Consider the following 15,155-nt stretch of genomic DNA (forward strand, 5'->3'; position numbering starts at 1 on the left):
CAGATAGGGTGCTCTGAAATTTATGGCGTACGAATTGTAAACATCCTTTTGATAAAAACCGCCAAAAGTTATATTTCGACCCAATAAATTAAACTCATACAAACCCAAACGATACGCAAACTCCTCATTATCAGTAGTGTAAAAATTCGCAGATGGGATAAGGGTAAAATTTTCTTCAATGTTATAAATGACGTTATATTTATTATCATGAGAGGAAAACACTTGATAATACGCATGAGAAACTGAAGGTAAACGCTTTAATCGCAAAATATCTTGTTCAATTATAGTGGAATCCAACAAAACTCCCGTTTTAATTGAAGAGACACTTTTTATAAAGGTTGCTTTTAATCTTTTATTCCCTTTAATTTTTAAATCGTGAACTTTAAATTCTTGGGCGTAACCGCACGACGTTATAAAAACAAATAGTAGTAATAGTTTTTTCATTCAGCAATAAATGATTTTTGAATTACCCAATTTACCCAATTATCTAGACTTACATCCATTAGGGTGAAATTATAATTTTCATTCAAAATTAAATCAGGTGGTGTTTGAGTCGTTACATTTAAAACAACATTATTAGTGTTGTAATATTGAAACTGATTTTCATATGTGTAAGTTCCAGATAATAAATTATCGTTTTCATCTGAAACTATTTGAAAATAAATGGCATTACCCCCTTCTGGATTATCTTCCCACATAAAATTCGGCATACCAGATTGGGATTGATTTATAATTACATTATCATTCCATACCGTGGGTTTAGAAATTTGCCTAGAGCGGATTGGATTAGATATTTTTATTTCGCCGTTTAACTCAAAAGTAATAATTATCCATTTTTCAATGGAGGCATTTTGCATAAACTTTCCTAAGTACCCATTAAAAAAAGGCTCGTTTTCAAGGGGGTTTATTATATAGTTTGTAAAATCGTTTTCATCTAATTCAATAGTTTTGGTCTCATAGAACCGGACGTTGGATGCTCCAGATTCTGGATAATAAAAAGTAAGTATCTCGCCTGTATTTTTATCGCTGGCAGCACATGCAATAACCGCTCCCAATTCAAAAGTACTTCCTTGAGTGTAATTGGATAAAGTTTGTACCGCATCATCATGATCTTCAGAGCATGACAATAAACTGACGAAACATAAAATAATGTAACTTATTTTATTCATTAGTTGTTTGATACTGTTTACGAATTAATGCTTCAACAGGCTTATTTTGTGGAGTAAACATAAAATTATCCTTACCGCCTACTTCGTCATGACTATGAAACCATTTCCAAATAAACCCGCCTGCAAACCAGTCTTCATACCAAAAGGTTTCAAATAAGGCTTGTGTTGTGTTAGTTTGCGCTTCAAGATTAACTTGATTCATACTTCTGTCACTAATCCAGGGTGATTTTCCTGAATAATCAACACTCCGGTAGCCATATTCCGTAAATAAAATAGGTTTGTTGTGTTTTTTGGACATATTATAAACGAATTCTTTATGCGCTTTCCATCCATTTATACATTCCTCCACCGTGGGCGTTTTGCTATCGCTTACAGGAAAATATGCGTCTACACCAATGTAATCTAACTCACTCCAAAAAGGGGTGCGCTTAAACTCATCCCAATTTGCGGCATATGTTAATTTTCCTTTGTATTTACTTCTTATTTTTTTAATTAAAGTCAACCAGAACTTTGGTCTGTTTTCTATAAATTTTTCAAGTTCTGTACCTATACAAAATAATTCCGCTCTAACAGCATTGGCTAATTCAGCATAATCCAAAATAAAATTGGCATAGGAATTTTCCAAAATTTCCCAATCTGTTTCGTTTTTCATTGCTATTAATCCTGTAAACTCACCTCTCCATACCCAAATTTGTGGTTTAATCATGATTTTAAGTTGCTTCTTTCGAAGCTCACCAATGTATTGTTCAGCACCAGCCTTAGTTTCTCCATACCATTGTCTGTCTGTATTATGGATTATCTCGGGGTGATCTAAATTTTTAATAAACCCAAATGGCATAATAGCCGCATAATTTGCGTTTATATTTACAACAGGTTTAATATGGCTCTCGTTAACAGCATCTCTTGAAGCAACAAAACTCACACCATTAATTTTGTTGGCTTGAGTTTTACAAGACTGAACGCTTAAAATTGATATAAGAATCAAAAATTTAAATGGCTTCATATTAATGCTTTAAACTCCTAATTTACTATTATTCCTTAAAACAATGCTCTTAATCCTATGTTAAATGATTGTCCAAGTCCAGTATTTTCTCCTCTAATAAATTTACTATAAAGTGCTTCAAGGTTTAATGTTTTTGTTAATTGATACTTTCCGCCAAAACCTAATGCGGTAAAATCTTGCTTAAAATCGCCCATTCTTTGATAATGTTGCACAAAACCTAATATGGTTGATTTATCACCTGGGAAATAGCTCATAAATATCCCTGGAGCTAACACAAAAGTATTGTTTGCAAAACTGTCATCATCGCCAAAATTATACTCGGTATTTAACTCGGTGAATAATTGCCAATCGCCACTAGGCAAAGTATAATCATAAAAAAATCTGTTTTGAAATGTAAATGCGGTTTGATCTAAAAACACGCCGTTAGTATCAGATTCTTCGCTTATTAAAGGTATGTGAAATGCCGATTGAACCGTAAAATTACTCACATTTTTTAACGGATTGAATTTAATTACAGGGGCAATAGAAGTCAATCCAGAACGTGCGCTTACAGCTTCACTATCAAAAGAAAAAACATCTAAAGCATCGCGACCGCCAACCACATTAGATCTGATTTCAGCTAATAAACCAACATTGATTTTACTATTATCCGAAACGCCAGTAAAAACATCTATTGTTGAAGTGAAATAGGTTTCTCGCGCTTTATCACTTTTAACGCCATTTTCTCGTTTTTCAGTTTCCGTATATAAATTATTAAACCATTTAATATCCCATTGCCCTTTTTTTAAAAGCTTTGAAGGTGTATAGGTTTGCACATTACTTTTTTGTGATGATTCATCAATTTCTTGAGAAAACCCATTAAGTGTAATAGCCACAAACACTACTATTGCGATTGTTTTTTTCATAATTTAGTTGGTTACTTTTTTAGTTATTGTTTGTTCACTTTCCAATCATAGGGGAAGTAACTTAGTTTAAAATTACTATCTAATTTTTCAGTTCGGTATTTATTTATAAAATCTATTTCACTACCATTATTCATGGTAAAATCTTCTTTATACCATTCCATAATTTGGGATGCTTGCACACGTTTCTTTTTAACATTCACAATTAAAAAAGATCCATTTATAGCTATTTTAGTTTGCTCGTCTAATTGCGCATTTAAAGTATTCGGCAAATAAGCTTCACTAATTAATGGCGGACAACCAATAGCACCACAAACCAATACAAAATGAAAACGGGCATCTTTAAAGTTGCCCCTTAAAAGTTTGTGTTCAATATCATTTAAAGTGATGTTTTTACCCGCTAAACTATAGGTTGTTTTATCAAAGAAACCATCATTATCAAGAGGAGAATTTGTTGGATAATTATCTATAATACCTTTTATAACAGAAATGTTATAGGCGTTAATCCAGAACGCCTGAAAGTTATTAGCATCTGCTTTGGAAACTGAAACGCCTTCAGCAATTTTCAAAATAGAATTAAGCGCATCTTGATTTTCATAAATTTTTGAATAGGCCACTTTTCCATTAGCCACATTTTCATTAAAAAAAGTATCCGCTTTACTAAAAAAAACATTTAAATCTTGCGAAAATCCTTGAACTGAAACAAGAGCAATACATACTATTATAAGGTGTTTATTCATACTTGTATATTTCAAAATCTATGATGGAACTTTCTTTAGGTCGAACAAAAACTTAGGTAATTACAAAGATTGTAAAAGTTTTTCATGTCTCGTTAAACTATTGATACTTACAAAACACATTCAATTTAAACTTGTTCTAAATTAACCTCTAAAATTTAAGTTCTTATCTTTAGCTTCGACTTATTACCAAACAACCAAAACATGCAAGAACACATTGTTATTATTGGAAACGGAATTTCTGGCGTAACCGCTGCAAGACATATTAGAAAATTGTCTAACAAAAAAATTACCATAATTTCTGCAGAAACCGAATATTTTTTCTCCCGTACGGCACTCATGTACATTTACATGGGGCACATGAAATTTGAGCACACCCAGCCCTATGAAAATTGGTTCTGGGAGAAAAACCGAATTGACCTTAAAAAGGGCTTTGTCGAAAACATAGATACTAATGCCAAAACGCTTCATTTTACTGATGGAGATAGTCTGAAATACGATAAACTCATTCTTGCAACAGGCAGTAAACCTAACAAGTTTGGTTGGCCAGGACAAGATTCAGAAGGTGTTATGGGTATGTATCACAAACAAGATTTGGACAACCTTGAAATACACGCTCCTAATAAAAAAATATGCAAAAGAGCTGTGATTGTTGGCGGTGGATTAATTGGAATTGAACTTGCCGAAATGCTAAATTCTCGAAATATCCCAGTTACTTTTTTGGTAAGAGAAGATAGTTTTTGGAATGGTGTTTTACCAACAGGTGAAAGCGAAATGATTAACAGACATATAAAAAATCACCATATCGATTTAAGGCTTGGCACTAATTTAAAGGAAATAGTTTCGGATGAAAACGGCAAAGTAAAATCTATTATTATTGAAGAAACAGGTGAAGAAATAGCCTGTGATGTTGTTGGATTAACGGCAGGTGTTACGCCTAATATCGATTTTATAAAAACTTCTGAAATTGAGACAGGAAAAGGTGTAAAAGTAAACACCTATTTAGAAACCAACATTCCAGATGTTTATGCGATAGGTGATTGTGCAGAACAACATGAAGGCATAAATGGGCGCCGAACCATTGAAGCGGTGTGGTACACAGGCCGTATGATGGGAGAAACCTTGGCACAAACTATTTGCGGAAACAGAACACCATATAATCCTGGGCATTGGTTTAACTCCGCTAAATTTTTAGACATTGAATATCAAACTTATGGTTGGGTATTTGGAGAGCGCGGGCGTCCAGAGTACGAAAAACATTTTCATTGGAAACATGAAGATGATACCAAATGTATTACCGTTGCTTACCATAAAGAAACGAACGAATTTTTAGGCATCAACACTTTCGGAATTAGAATGCGCCATGAAACATTTGACACTTGGCTTACTGAAAAACGCGATGTCGATTATGTAATAAATCATCTTTCTGAAGCTAATTTCGATCCAGAATTTTATAGTCATTATGAAGCAGATATACTTTCGGCTTTCAACAAACAACCACTAACTGTATAAGCATGAGCAATAAAATAAATCATAGTATGTCTTTAGCAAAACCAGATGCTGTAGATATTTCAAACAAACAAAAAATTGCTTTAGCTATAGGAATTATTGGGTTGTTCATTCTAGTTTTGGCACTTTTCAATACTCATTTCCCTAACCAAGGTTTATTCTTAACACTCTCATTAGGATTGATTTGTACTGGAATAATCATTTATTCTAGGGAAGCTTATTTAACAAAACTAGAAGGTATAAAAAATGATAGCGTTTGGTTTAAGTCTATTTCATCACGCGGTATTTGGGGTTGGATAGTTGGAGTCATACTTACCTCATTTTACATTGTGCTTTACTTCTTTCCTAAATATTTAGGATTAGGGACTGACGGTGCTGAAAACACAGGTTTAATAAGTTTATTTGACCCATTAAGTCAATTGTTAAGTGGCAGAAATGCAAGCCAATGGTTTGTTTACGGCACCCTTTATACGGTAGCAATTTTAGCTTTTGGATATAAATTCATTTTAAAATACCGACATAATCGTTACCAACAGATACGAACCGTTTCAGTCATGTTTTTTCAATTAGGTTTTGCCTTTTTGATTCCTGAATTCATGTACGTAATGAATAACGATTTACCATACTATGATTTAAAATCTATGTGGCCACTTAATTATTATATTTTTGATGAATGGTCTGTAAATGGGTTTCTTTCTACTGGAAATATCGGTTTAGCTTTAATTCTATTTGGTATCATTACAATCTTTGTGATTTCCCCAATTTTAACTTATAAATTCGGAAAACGCTGGTACTGTTCGTGGGTTTGTGGTTGTGGTGGATTAGCTGAAACTGCTGGTGATTCTTTTAGACAATTATCCTCTAAAAAAATGTCGGCTTGGAAATTGGAACGTTGGTTAATACATACCGTTTTGGTCTTTTCCGTTGTGATGACAACCGCTATGATTTACACTTATTTAGGTTATGATAAGAATGAATTTTGGCTTACAAGAGGCCTTTTCATCGCTCTAGTTATTGGATTTTTAACATTAGTTTTTGCTGGTGTTATGTACTTTAAGGGCAAAGAATTTGGTAAAGACGCTAAGTATGGTGCTATAGGTTTTTTCGTTGTTATTGGATTATTGCTGGTAATGCATTTCACAGGTGGTACAAACAACATATTTTATATTAAAGCGGGAGCTTTAAGATCTGCTTACGGACTTTATATTGGCTCTATATTTTCGGGTGTTATTGGAACTGGTTTTTATCCTATTTTAGGTAATCGATCTTGGTGTCGTTTTGGTTGCCCAATGGCAGCGATTCTTGGGTTTCAACAACGATTATTTTCTAAATTCAGAATTACTACCAATGGCGGCCAATGTATTTCTTGCGGAAATTGTTCTAATAGCTGCGAGATGGGGATTGATGTTCGACACTACGCTCAAAAAGGAGAGAACATTGTGAGGTCTAGCTGCGTAGGTTGCGGTATCTGTGCTGCGGTTTGCCCTAGAGGTGTGTTGAAATTAGAGAATGACAGTATGGAAGGACGCATAAATCCGACTGAAATTCTATTAGGAAACGATGTCGATTTAATGGATTTAGTGAATAAAAAGTAATGAAATATTTATGTTATCTCATTTTATTTTTAACTATAATTAGTGCTCACGCTGAAAAAGAGTACCAAAAAACATTCTACGAAAATGGTAATATCCAATCGGAAGGTTGGACAGAAAACAATCAAAAAATAAAATTTTGGAAATTCTATTATGAAAACGGAACTCTAAAAAAAGAAGGACACTTTTCATCCGATAAAGAAATAAATTACTGGAAGTTTTACACAAAAAAAGGGATTCTTGAAAAAGAAGGACACTATCAAAACGGCAAGAAAAATAATTGGTGGTTATTTTATGATACTGAGGAAAAAGTAGACCATAAATGCCAACTAAAAGACAATAAAAAAAACGGATATTGTCTCATGTATAAGAACGAAAAACTAGTTTCAGCTTCTAGATATAAATCAGGTAAAAAATTAAAAGAATGGACTACCTTTGCATCCTTTAAAAAGGAGAATAAACTTAGCGACCTTAAATGACCATAATTAAAGTCATCATTCCTGCCTATAACGAAGCAGATTCTATAGCACGTGTTATTAACGACATTCCAAAATCTGTCGACGAAATAATTGTCGTTAGCAATAACTCAACTGATAATACCGAAAAAAATGCTAAAAACGCAGGTGCAACCGTTTTAAAAGAAAGTAGAAAAGGCTATGGCTATGCTTGCTTAAAAGGTATGGAGCACATTGCTAATCAAACAAAAAAACCAGATATTGTAGTTTTTCTAGATGGCGATTATAGCGATTATCCTGAAGATCTCACCAAAATAGTTGCTCCCATAATTAATGACGATATCGATTTTGTAATTGGTGCCCGCGTCAAACAACTGCGAGAAAAAGGGTCTATGACGGTACCACAAATTTTTGGTAATTGGCTTGCTACAACTTTAATGAGCTTGCTTTTCGGAGCAAAATTTACAGACCTTGGCCCTTTTAGAGCTATTAAATATAAAAAGCTACTAGCCCTTAATATGCAAGACAAAACTTATGGTTGGACCATCGAAATGCAACTTAAAGCACTTACGCAAAAACTCACATACATAGAAGTGCCAGTAAACTACAAAAACAGAATAGGTGTCTCAAAAGTTTCAGGTACGGTAAAAGGTGCTATATTTGCAGGCATAAAAATCTTAGGTTGGATTTTTAAATACAGTTTTAAAAAATGATTCTAGAAACAGCTATAATAATTATTTATACCGTGTCCCTATTGCTAATATTCATGTATGCATTAGCACAACTCAACCTACTGTTTAACTACCTTTCTTCAAAAAAAACCAAGGACGATTCCCCAAAATTTGATTTATCTAATCCAGACGAAATTCCATATATCACTATTCAACTTCCTGTTTATAATGAAATGTATGTTATGCATCGTTTGCTTAAAAACATAGCAAAAATCGATTATCCTAAAGATAAATTAGAAATTCAAGTTTTAGACGATTCAACCGATGAAACTGTTGAAAGTACAAAAGCTCATGTAGAAAAACTTCGAGCCACAGGCTTAGACATAAAACAAATTACCAGAACAGACCGTAAAGGCTTTAAAGCTGGTGCACTTAAAGCAGGATTAGAATCAGCAAAAGGCGACATTATTGCCATTTTCGACTCCGATTTTCTTCCTAAAAAAGACTGGTTAAAACGCACCGTTCCTTATTTTAAAAACCCAGAAATTGGCGTCGTACAAACCCGTTGGGGCCATATTAACCGCGACTATTCAATACTTACAAGAATCCAAGCCTTTGCACTCGATGCACATTTTACTTTAGAGCAAGTAGGCCGAAACAGCAAAGGGCATTTTATCAATTTTAATGGTACCGCAGGATTGTGGCGAAAAGCCTGTATAATCGATGCCGGAAATTGGGAAGGCGATACACTAACCGAGGACTTAGACCTTAGCTACCGTGCACAACTTAAAAACTGGAAATTCAAATATTTAGAAGACGTCGAAACTCCTGCTGAGCTTCCAATAGTTATTAGTGCCGCTCGATCGCAACAATTTAGATGGAACAAAGGTGGTGCCGAAAATTTCCGAAAAATGATGGGGCGTGTCATAAAAAGTGAAAACATAACGGCAAAAACAAAAGTACACGGCTTACTGCATTTATTAAATAGCACCATGTTTTTAAACGTACTAATTGTTGGGGTTTTAAGCATTCCAATGTTATATATAAAAAACGAATATGCGCATTTACGTCCGTACTTTTACGTAATGAGTTTCTTTGTAATGAGTACCATTATCTTTTTTATTTGCTACTGGTTTATGTACAAAAACATTTATGGTGGTGGCTTTAAAAATTTTATCCGTTATATCGGTATGTTTTTTGTTTTTTTCTCAATAGCCATGGGCTTTTCACTACACAACTCCATTGCGGTAATAGAAGGCCATTTAGGTAAAAAATCAGAATTTGTTCGCACACCAAAATTCAATATTAGCAAGTATAAAGACAACTGGAAAAACAACAAATACATGAAACGCACCATTTCAGTTAACGTTATTTTCGAAGGGCTTCTTATGCTCTATTTCGGTTTCGGTATGTACAGCGCCTTTATTGTAGGCAACCAAGGTGGCGATTTCGGGCTCTTCCCATTTCACCTCATGCTATTTGTAGGTTTTGGCTATGTATTTTTTAAATCGCTGGCCTCAAAAGTTTAAACAATTCCCTTGAAAAAGGGAATCCCTTAATTAATAAACCGAAATTATTTTAACAAGTTTAAAAATGTTTTGGGCGTTACCACAAGGGTCGGGCTTTCCGCTATATCTTTTTTTGCCATTTATGGCAGCAATAAAAGGATGCCGCTGCAATCACTAACGCGGGCACGCGTTTTCAATCAACGTCATCTTCAGTTAAATAATCTCAATCCATTTTTCTTCTAAAATTTAAGTGAGCACTTTTTCATTTTTATACCCCAACCAAATAATCATATATTTGCCACATGCTTTTAAACCCAACGTTTTTAAAACTTAATAAAATACCAATACTCTTAGCGGTATTTAGCATTTTATTCTATTGGGTTTTCGCTTATAATTTAGTCCGTACAGATTATGTAAAACTACTTACGCTTTATGCAGCCTTGTTTGTTTTATTTTATAACGTTATTAAACTTTTTAAACATAACACAAAAGCTTTAACGTATTTAGCCTTTGGGTTTCGCGCCACTTTTATATTGGCGATACCCAACCTTTCGCAAGATTTTTACCGTTTTATTTGGGATGGCCGCATGATTCTAGAAGGCATAAACCCTTATTTATTTACAGTAGAATCTTTTATAAGTCAAGGTGAATTTCCAGTTGCTCAAGCTTTAGAACTTCGTGCTGGCATGGGCGATTTAAATGCCAGTCACTTTACAAACTATCCGCCAATAAACCAACTTTGCTTTGCTATTGCGGCGTTGTTTGCTAGTAAAAGTATTTTAGGTTCGGTAGTGGTTTTGCGCTTACTTATTATTGCAGCCGATTTTGGAACACTCCACTTTGGAAAAAAACTTTTAGAAAAACTGAAGCTTCCTACTCACAACATATTCTGGTATATTTTAAACCCATTTATTATCATTGAACTTACCGGAAATCTTCATTTTGAAGGCGTGATGATTTTCTTTTTGGTTTGGAGTTTGTATTTACTTTATATTAACAAATGGCAATTTGCTGCTGTGGTTTTAGCGCTATCAATTTCGGTTAAGTTGGTGCCTTTAATATTTCTGCCTTTGTTTTTTCAATGGTTTGTGAAGCGAAACGTCATTTCGACAGAGCACAGCAACGATAAATCTAATAATCATAAACAAGATACTGGGTTTTCAAAGTGGATTCCTGCCTTCGCAGGAATGACAAAACTAATTGGGTTCTATAGCATCGTTGGCGCTACTACACTATTACTTTTTGCGCCCTTTTATTCGTCCGAATTTATAAACAACTATACAAAAACAGTAGCACTTTGGTTTCAAACTTTCGAGTTTAATGCAAGTTTGTATTACATAGCTCGCGAAGTTGGTTATTTGTTTAGGGGCTGGAACGAAATTGCCATTATTGGGAAAGTAACGCCCATTCTGGTTATTCTGTTCGTTTTAATGATGACATTTTTTAGGAGAAATAAAACACCTGTTGCTCTTATTTCGTGTATGTTACTAGTATTGTCCTTTTATTATTTTACGGCAACTACGGTGCATCCTTGGTATGTGGCTACCCTTTTAATACTATCTGTGTTTACTAAATATAAATTTCCTTTGGTTTGGAGCTTTGTAATTATTCTTAGCTATTTGGCATATATAAACCTTAATAAAGCTGATAAATCTGAAAACCTTTGGATTATTGCTTTGGAGTATGTTGTGGTGTATACCGTGTTTATTTGGGAGGTTTTTTTAAAAAAGCCAACTAAAGTACTGGAAGGTTAACTGCTATTTTTATTATGAAGTCAGCATCAACGGTTACTTAAATCTCTTCTTGTTAGTAGAAAACTTTAAGGCAAAAAAAAGCTCCCAGATTCCTGGAAGCTTAATGTTCTCTATTTTTACTCTGATATTGGCTCATTGCATAGATTCAAGTAAAGTCAGCGTATAAAACTATAATTAAAGTTTTTCTAAATTGATAATGGTGTTAGTTTCATCTTGATCCTCCATATCATCTTCATCTTTTGAATACTCAATATCTCTGTTAAAGGTAATTTTAAACTTAGTCCCTACAAATGTGTCACTATTTAAATCGAAGGCTGCTAAAACGGCATCTTCAACGTTTTGAAACGTTAATGTATGCTCCATACCCTCTTTATCCGTAGTTACAAAATCGTAACCCCAATCTTCTTTACCGGCATAAGTAGCATATACTACTAACCCATCTTGATCTTCGATGGTGATTATATTGGTGTTTAAATCTGACTGAGATTTAAAGCTTGAAAGCGATAAAAAAACCAACAATAATCCACTTAATACTAAAAATTTTTTTGTGTTCATCTTATTAATAAATTTAAAATTTAACTTAATTTTTTTCGGAAAACCGCTTACTTAAAGTCCGAATTTCTTAAAATAATTTCACCATGAAACTACTAGTAATTAGTATATTAAATATACGCTTTATTTTAAAATTTAGAATAAATTTAACTAAGATTTAAACATGTCGTTAGCATCTTTAAAGGTTTTAAATTCCAACATATAGTCATTTGGATCTTTCACAAAAAACGAGTTGTGTTCACCAACTTTCCCTGATAAAAATTGGCTTTCAGATACCAATTCTAGCTTTTCGGCCTTAAGTTTTGCGTAAATAGTCTTCCATGTTTCAGGATCTAAAATGATTCCAAAATGAAATGACGGTAATATTTTGCCTTCAAACACATAATTGGGACTGTTAAAATTAAATTTTCCCGACTTAATAAATGTCATTTGATGTCCATATAAATTTGCATCAATCCAATATTCTGTGGCTCTACCAAATGTAGCACCAATTGTGGTGTAAAACTTTTTTGTCTCCTTGATACTTAAACAAGGTAATGACATGTGAAATGAGGTTTCCATAATCCATAATTTAAATTGGTTTCAAACTTTCTATTCGATAAAAAACATCATCACCATCTTCGTCTTCCACGAAAGTGATTCTGAAATCTTTATCAATTAAACTTTTATCGTTTTTTAAGTCAAATTGTTTTAAAACGCGTGGATGCACATCCTCGAATGCAAGTTCCTCGCCATTTTCAAACCAAAAATTGTAATAACCGTTTTTGTAGGATTTAAAAGCGGCAGTTCTCATAATATTATTTATTTAATCGTTGTCTTCAGTTTCTTCATCAGCTATATCTGGATCTTGTACAGCTTCAGGATCATCGTTATCAAATTCCTCATAATCGTCTTCATCATAATTCTCCATAGTTACTTCCAGTTTCGTACTTACTTTAACTAAATACTTAGTGTCTTCAGTAATTATTTCAACGGCTTCTATAGTTTCGTTATGTTGATTTTTAAACGACACAATATCATCGTCATCATAACCATCAGGATATTTATCAACTAACATGGCCAAAATTTCTGGTGTTAGTTTTTTAAAATCTACAATAACACGTTTTAAATTGTCATTTCTTTTTTTCATTTTGTGGGGTAAAGGTTTGTTACAAGTTTAAATATACTTAATTCAAATTATTTTACACGAATTACATCATAAAAATCTTTTCGTCTATCTTTTAAATTTTTAACTGCTCCGAAAGAATGTAGTTCTCTTAATAGACTTAAATCGACATCGGCAACTAAAATCATTTCTGTATTTGTAGTAGCTTCAGCTTTAATTCCATTACTAGGAAACGAAAAATCACATGGTGTAAATACGGCCGATTGTGCGTATTGAATATCCATATTATTCACATTTGGTAAATTACCAACGCTACCAGAAATTGCCACATAACATTCGTTTTCAACAGCACGAGCTTGGGCACATAGGCGTACACGAGAATACCCATTTTGCGTATCGGTTAAGAAAGGAATAAACAATATATCCATACCTTCATCAGCCAGCAAACGAGATAATTCTGGAAACTCTGAATCATAACAAATAAGAATACCAATTTTACCGCAATCGGTATCATAAGTTTGTAACTTATTACCGCGTTGCATCCCCCAAATTTTAGCTTCGTCTGGTGTTACATGTATTTTTTCGTAACGTTCAACACTTCCATCTCGACGGCATAAATAGCCTACATTATAAAGCTTATCATCAACTAATTCTGGCATACTTCCAGAAATAATATTAATGTTATAAGAAATAGAAAGCTGCTTTAATTTATTAATGATAGTTTCCGTAAACTTTGCTAGTTCTCTTATAGCATCTGGCTCATGCAAATGGTTAAACTCCGCCATTAACGGCGCATTAAAAAACTCCGGAAACACCGCAAAATCTGACCTGTAAGCTGATACGCTATCAATAAAATATTCCACCTGCTCCATTAACGCATCTAAGTCCTTATAAGGTCGCATTTGCCATTGTATTAAACCTAGCCTGACAATTGTTTTTATAGAAGCGGCTTTTTTATTGGGTTTGGAATAATAAATATTATCCCATTCCATTAATACGGCATACTCATTTGAAGCTGTATCGCCTTCTAAATAATTTTTTAAAACACGAACTGGGTGAAAATCATTCGAGATTTGAAAATTTAAAACTGGATCATGAATTTCTTTGCGCTTAACTTTTTCTATATATTCCTTTGGTGTTAAGTTTTTATGTTTATGATAATTTGGCATGCGTCCACCAAAAACAATCCCTTTTAAGTTTAAGTTTTCACAAACTTCCTTTCTGTAATCATAAAGTCGTCTTCCTAATCTTAAGCCTCTATATTCAGGTTTTATAAATACATCTATCCCATATAAAACATCGCCATCGGCATGATGATTTTTAAAGGATTCTCCTCCAATAATATCCTCATAAGTATGCTCGTCATCAATACTATCATAATCTACAATTAATGATAAAGCACAACCGGCAATATCACCATCTATTATTATAATAACTTGACCTTCTGGAAACATGGTTGTCAAATCTTCAATATGATGTTTTTTCCAGTATGAGTTAAGCACACCACCATAAGACTCTAAAGTTGCTGCTTTTAATTCCTCAAAATCATCAACTGTTAGATACTTTAATTCTATATTTTCTATTTTTTTTATATTCATAATTATTGACCTAACAAGTAGGCGAAAATTAATGGTGCAACAATAGTTGCGTCACTTTCTACTATAAATTTCGGGGTGTTAATATCTAATTTTCCCCATGTGATTTTTTCGTTTGGTACCGCTCCAGAATAAGATCCGTAACTAGTTGTAGAGTCGCTAATTTGACAAAAGTAACTCCAAAATGGGGTATCTGTACGTTCCATATCTTGATATAACATAGGCACTACACATATTGGAAAATCGCCAGCAATACCACCACCAATTTGGAAGAATCCGATACCTTTAGCTGAATTATCTGTGTACCAATCTGCTAAAAACGTCATGTATTCAATACCAGATTTCATGGTGCTTGCCTTCAATTCGCCCTTTAAAACATAACTAGCAAAAATATTCCCCATGGTACTATCTTCCCATCCTGGACATACAATTGGTAAGTTTTTTTCAGCCGCCGCATACATCCAAGAATCTTTTAAATCAATTTCATAGTATTGTTCTAATACACCAGATAATAACATTTTGTACATATACTCATGCGGCAAATAACGCTCGCCATTTGCCTCGGCATCTTTCCATATTTTATGAATATGTTTTTGTAAACGA

The 15,155-nt window shown here is 33.5% G+C and carries 17 protein-coding genes; 6 read left to right on the forward strand and 11 right to left on the reverse strand.

Going from position 1 to position 15,155, the window contains the following annotated elements:
• The 5 genes from WBN21_RS00925 to WBN21_RS00945 all read right to left on the reverse strand — a co-directional run.
• On the reverse strand, window positions 1-444 hold a 444-nt coding region (locus tag WBN21_RS00925), incomplete at its 3' end, for a POTRA domain-containing protein (protein ID WP_424197435.1).
• A complete protein-coding gene (locus WBN21_RS00930) occupies window positions 441-1,169 on the reverse strand; it encodes a hypothetical protein (RefSeq protein ID WP_424197436.1) in 729 nt (242 codons plus the stop codon). The genes WBN21_RS00930 and WBN21_RS00925, both read right to left, overlap by 4 nt.
• Complete coding sequence (locus tag WBN21_RS00935) at window positions 1,162-2,172, reverse strand: glycoside hydrolase family 113 (RefSeq protein ID WP_424197437.1); 1,011 nt, start codon at window positions 2,170-2,172, stop codon at window positions 1,162-1,164. Before WBN21_RS00935 ends, WBN21_RS00930 begins: the two co-directional genes overlap by 8 nt.
• Before the next feature lie 35 nt (window positions 2,173-2,207).
• The gene (locus tag WBN21_RS00940; RefSeq protein WP_424197438.1) at window positions 2,208-3,077 is read right to left on the reverse strand and encodes a transporter; all 870 of its coding nucleotides are present in this window, start codon (window positions 3,075-3,077) and stop codon (window positions 2,208-2,210) included.
• 23 nt (window positions 3,078-3,100) lie between these two features.
• Entirely contained in the window at window positions 3,101-3,814 is a 714-nt protein-coding gene (locus WBN21_RS00945) for a DUF547 domain-containing protein (protein ID WP_424197439.1), read from the reverse strand.
• A 201-nt stretch (window positions 3,815-4,015) separates the two neighbouring features.
• Here WBN21_RS00945 and WBN21_RS00950 point away from each other — a divergent pair, with 201 nt between their 5' ends.
• The 6 genes from WBN21_RS00950 (at window position 4,016) to WBN21_RS00975 (ending at window position 11,300) form a co-directional block, all read left to right on the forward strand.
• Window positions 4,016-5,323, forward strand: coding sequence for an NAD(P)/FAD-dependent oxidoreductase (locus WBN21_RS00950; RefSeq protein WP_424197440.1), 1,308 nt, complete (start codon window positions 4,016-4,018; stop codon window positions 5,321-5,323).
• A 2-nt stretch (window positions 5,324-5,325) separates the two neighbouring features.
• The gene (locus WBN21_RS00955) at window positions 5,326-6,915 is read left to right on the forward strand and encodes a 4Fe-4S binding protein (RefSeq protein WP_424197441.1); all 1,590 of its coding nucleotides are present in this window, start codon (window positions 5,326-5,328) and stop codon (window positions 6,913-6,915) included.
• Entirely contained in the window at window positions 6,915-7,391 is a 477-nt protein-coding gene (locus WBN21_RS00960) for a toxin-antitoxin system YwqK family antitoxin (protein ID WP_424197442.1), read from the forward strand. Before WBN21_RS00955 ends, WBN21_RS00960 begins: the two co-directional genes overlap by 1 nt.
• Window positions 7,388-8,080 (forward strand): glycosyltransferase family 2 protein, encoded by a 693-nt coding sequence (locus WBN21_RS00965; RefSeq protein WP_424197443.1) that lies wholly within the window; start codon window positions 7,388-7,390, stop codon window positions 8,078-8,080. The genes WBN21_RS00960 and WBN21_RS00965 overlap by 4 nt, the downstream gene beginning before the upstream one ends.
• Window positions 8,077-9,567, forward strand: a complete 1,491-nt coding sequence (locus WBN21_RS00970; protein WP_424197444.1) for a cellulose synthase family protein — start codon at window positions 8,077-8,079, stop codon at window positions 9,565-9,567. The genes WBN21_RS00965 and WBN21_RS00970 overlap by 4 nt, the downstream gene beginning before the upstream one ends.
• 281 nt (window positions 9,568-9,848) lie before the next feature.
• Entirely contained in the window at window positions 9,849-11,300 is a 1,452-nt protein-coding gene (locus tag WBN21_RS00975; protein ID WP_424197445.1) for a mannosyltransferase, read from the forward strand.
• A gap of 174 nt (window positions 11,301-11,474) precedes the next feature.
• On the opposite strand, the gene WBN21_RS00980 is transcribed toward WBN21_RS00975, so the two are convergent.
• The 6 genes from WBN21_RS00980 to WBN21_RS01005 form a co-directional block, all read right to left on the reverse strand.
• Window positions 11,475-11,855: a hypothetical protein gene (locus WBN21_RS00980; protein ID WP_424197446.1), complete on the reverse strand. Its 381-nt coding sequence runs from the start codon at window positions 11,853-11,855 to the stop codon at window positions 11,475-11,477.
• 147 nt (window positions 11,856-12,002) lie between these two features.
• A complete protein-coding gene (locus WBN21_RS00985; protein WP_424197447.1) occupies window positions 12,003-12,413 on the reverse strand; it encodes a VOC family protein in 411 nt (136 codons plus the stop codon).
• A gap of 10 nt (window positions 12,414-12,423) precedes the next feature.
• A complete protein-coding gene (locus WBN21_RS00990) occupies window positions 12,424-12,645 on the reverse strand; it encodes a hypothetical protein (RefSeq protein ID WP_424197448.1) in 222 nt (73 codons plus the stop codon).
• A 12-nt stretch (window positions 12,646-12,657) separates the two neighbouring features.
• Window positions 12,658-12,981 carry a hypothetical protein gene (locus WBN21_RS00995; RefSeq protein ID WP_424197449.1) on the reverse strand — a complete coding sequence of 108 codons (324 nt, stop codon included), beginning with the start codon at window positions 12,979-12,981 and terminating at the stop codon, window positions 12,658-12,660.
• Window positions 12,982-13,028: 47 nt separating this feature from the next.
• Entirely contained in the window at window positions 13,029-14,555 is a 1,527-nt protein-coding gene (locus WBN21_RS01000; protein WP_424197450.1) for a bifunctional GNAT family N-acetyltransferase/carbon-nitrogen hydrolase family protein, read from the reverse strand.
• A 2-nt stretch (window positions 14,556-14,557) separates the two neighbouring features.
• Window positions 14,558-15,155: deoxyhypusine synthase family protein (locus tag WBN21_RS01005; protein WP_424197451.1), on the reverse strand; the 598-nt coding region annotated here is incomplete at its 5' end.

Source organism: Algibacter sp. (assembly GCF_049667265.1).
Lineage (GTDB): Bacteria > Bacteroidota > Bacteroidia > Flavobacteriales > Flavobacteriaceae > Algibacter_B.

Coding starts and splice junctions, on each gene's coding strand:
- WBN21_RS00970 (WP_424197444.1), top strand. CDS start 8,077: ATGATTCTAGAAACAGCTATAATAATTATTTATACCGTGTCCCTATTG.
- WBN21_RS01000 (WP_424197450.1), bottom strand. CDS start 14,555: ATGAATATAAAAAAAATAGAAAATATAGAATTAAAGTATCTAACAGTT.
- WBN21_RS00955 (WP_424197441.1), top strand. CDS start 5,326: ATGAGCAATAAAATAAATCATAGTATGTCTTTAGCAAAACCAGATGCT.
- WBN21_RS00930 (WP_424197436.1), bottom strand. CDS start 1,169: ATGAATAAAATAAGTTACATTATTTTATGTTTCGTCAGTTTATTGTCA.
- WBN21_RS00950 (WP_424197440.1), top strand. CDS start 4,016: ATGCAAGAACACATTGTTATTATTGGAAACGGAATTTCTGGCGTAACC.
- WBN21_RS00990 (WP_424197448.1), bottom strand. CDS start 12,645: ATGAGAACTGCCGCTTTTAAATCCTACAAAAACGGTTATTACAATTTT.
- WBN21_RS00975 (WP_424197445.1), top strand. CDS start 9,849: ATGCTTTTAAACCCAACGTTTTTAAAACTTAATAAAATACCAATACTC.
- WBN21_RS00960 (WP_424197442.1), top strand. CDS start 6,915: ATGAAATATTTATGTTATCTCATTTTATTTTTAACTATAATTAGTGCT.
- WBN21_RS00935 (WP_424197437.1), bottom strand. CDS start 2,172: ATGAAGCCATTTAAATTTTTGATTCTTATATCAATTTTAAGCGTTCAG.
- WBN21_RS00995 (WP_424197449.1), bottom strand. CDS start 12,981: ATGAAAAAAAGAAATGACAATTTAAAACGTGTTATTGTAGATTTTAAA.
- WBN21_RS00945 (WP_424197439.1), bottom strand. CDS start 3,814: ATGAATAAACACCTTATAATAGTATGTATTGCTCTTGTTTCAGTTCAA.
- WBN21_RS00965 (WP_424197443.1), top strand. CDS start 7,388: ATGACCATAATTAAAGTCATCATTCCTGCCTATAACGAAGCAGATTCT.
- WBN21_RS00940 (WP_424197438.1), bottom strand. CDS start 3,077: ATGAAAAAAACAATCGCAATAGTAGTGTTTGTGGCTATTACACTTAAT.
- WBN21_RS00985 (WP_424197447.1), bottom strand. CDS start 12,413: ATGGAAACCTCATTTCACATGTCATTACCTTGTTTAAGTATCAAGGAG.
- WBN21_RS00980 (WP_424197446.1), bottom strand. CDS start 11,855: ATGAACACAAAAAAATTTTTAGTATTAAGTGGATTATTGTTGGTTTTT.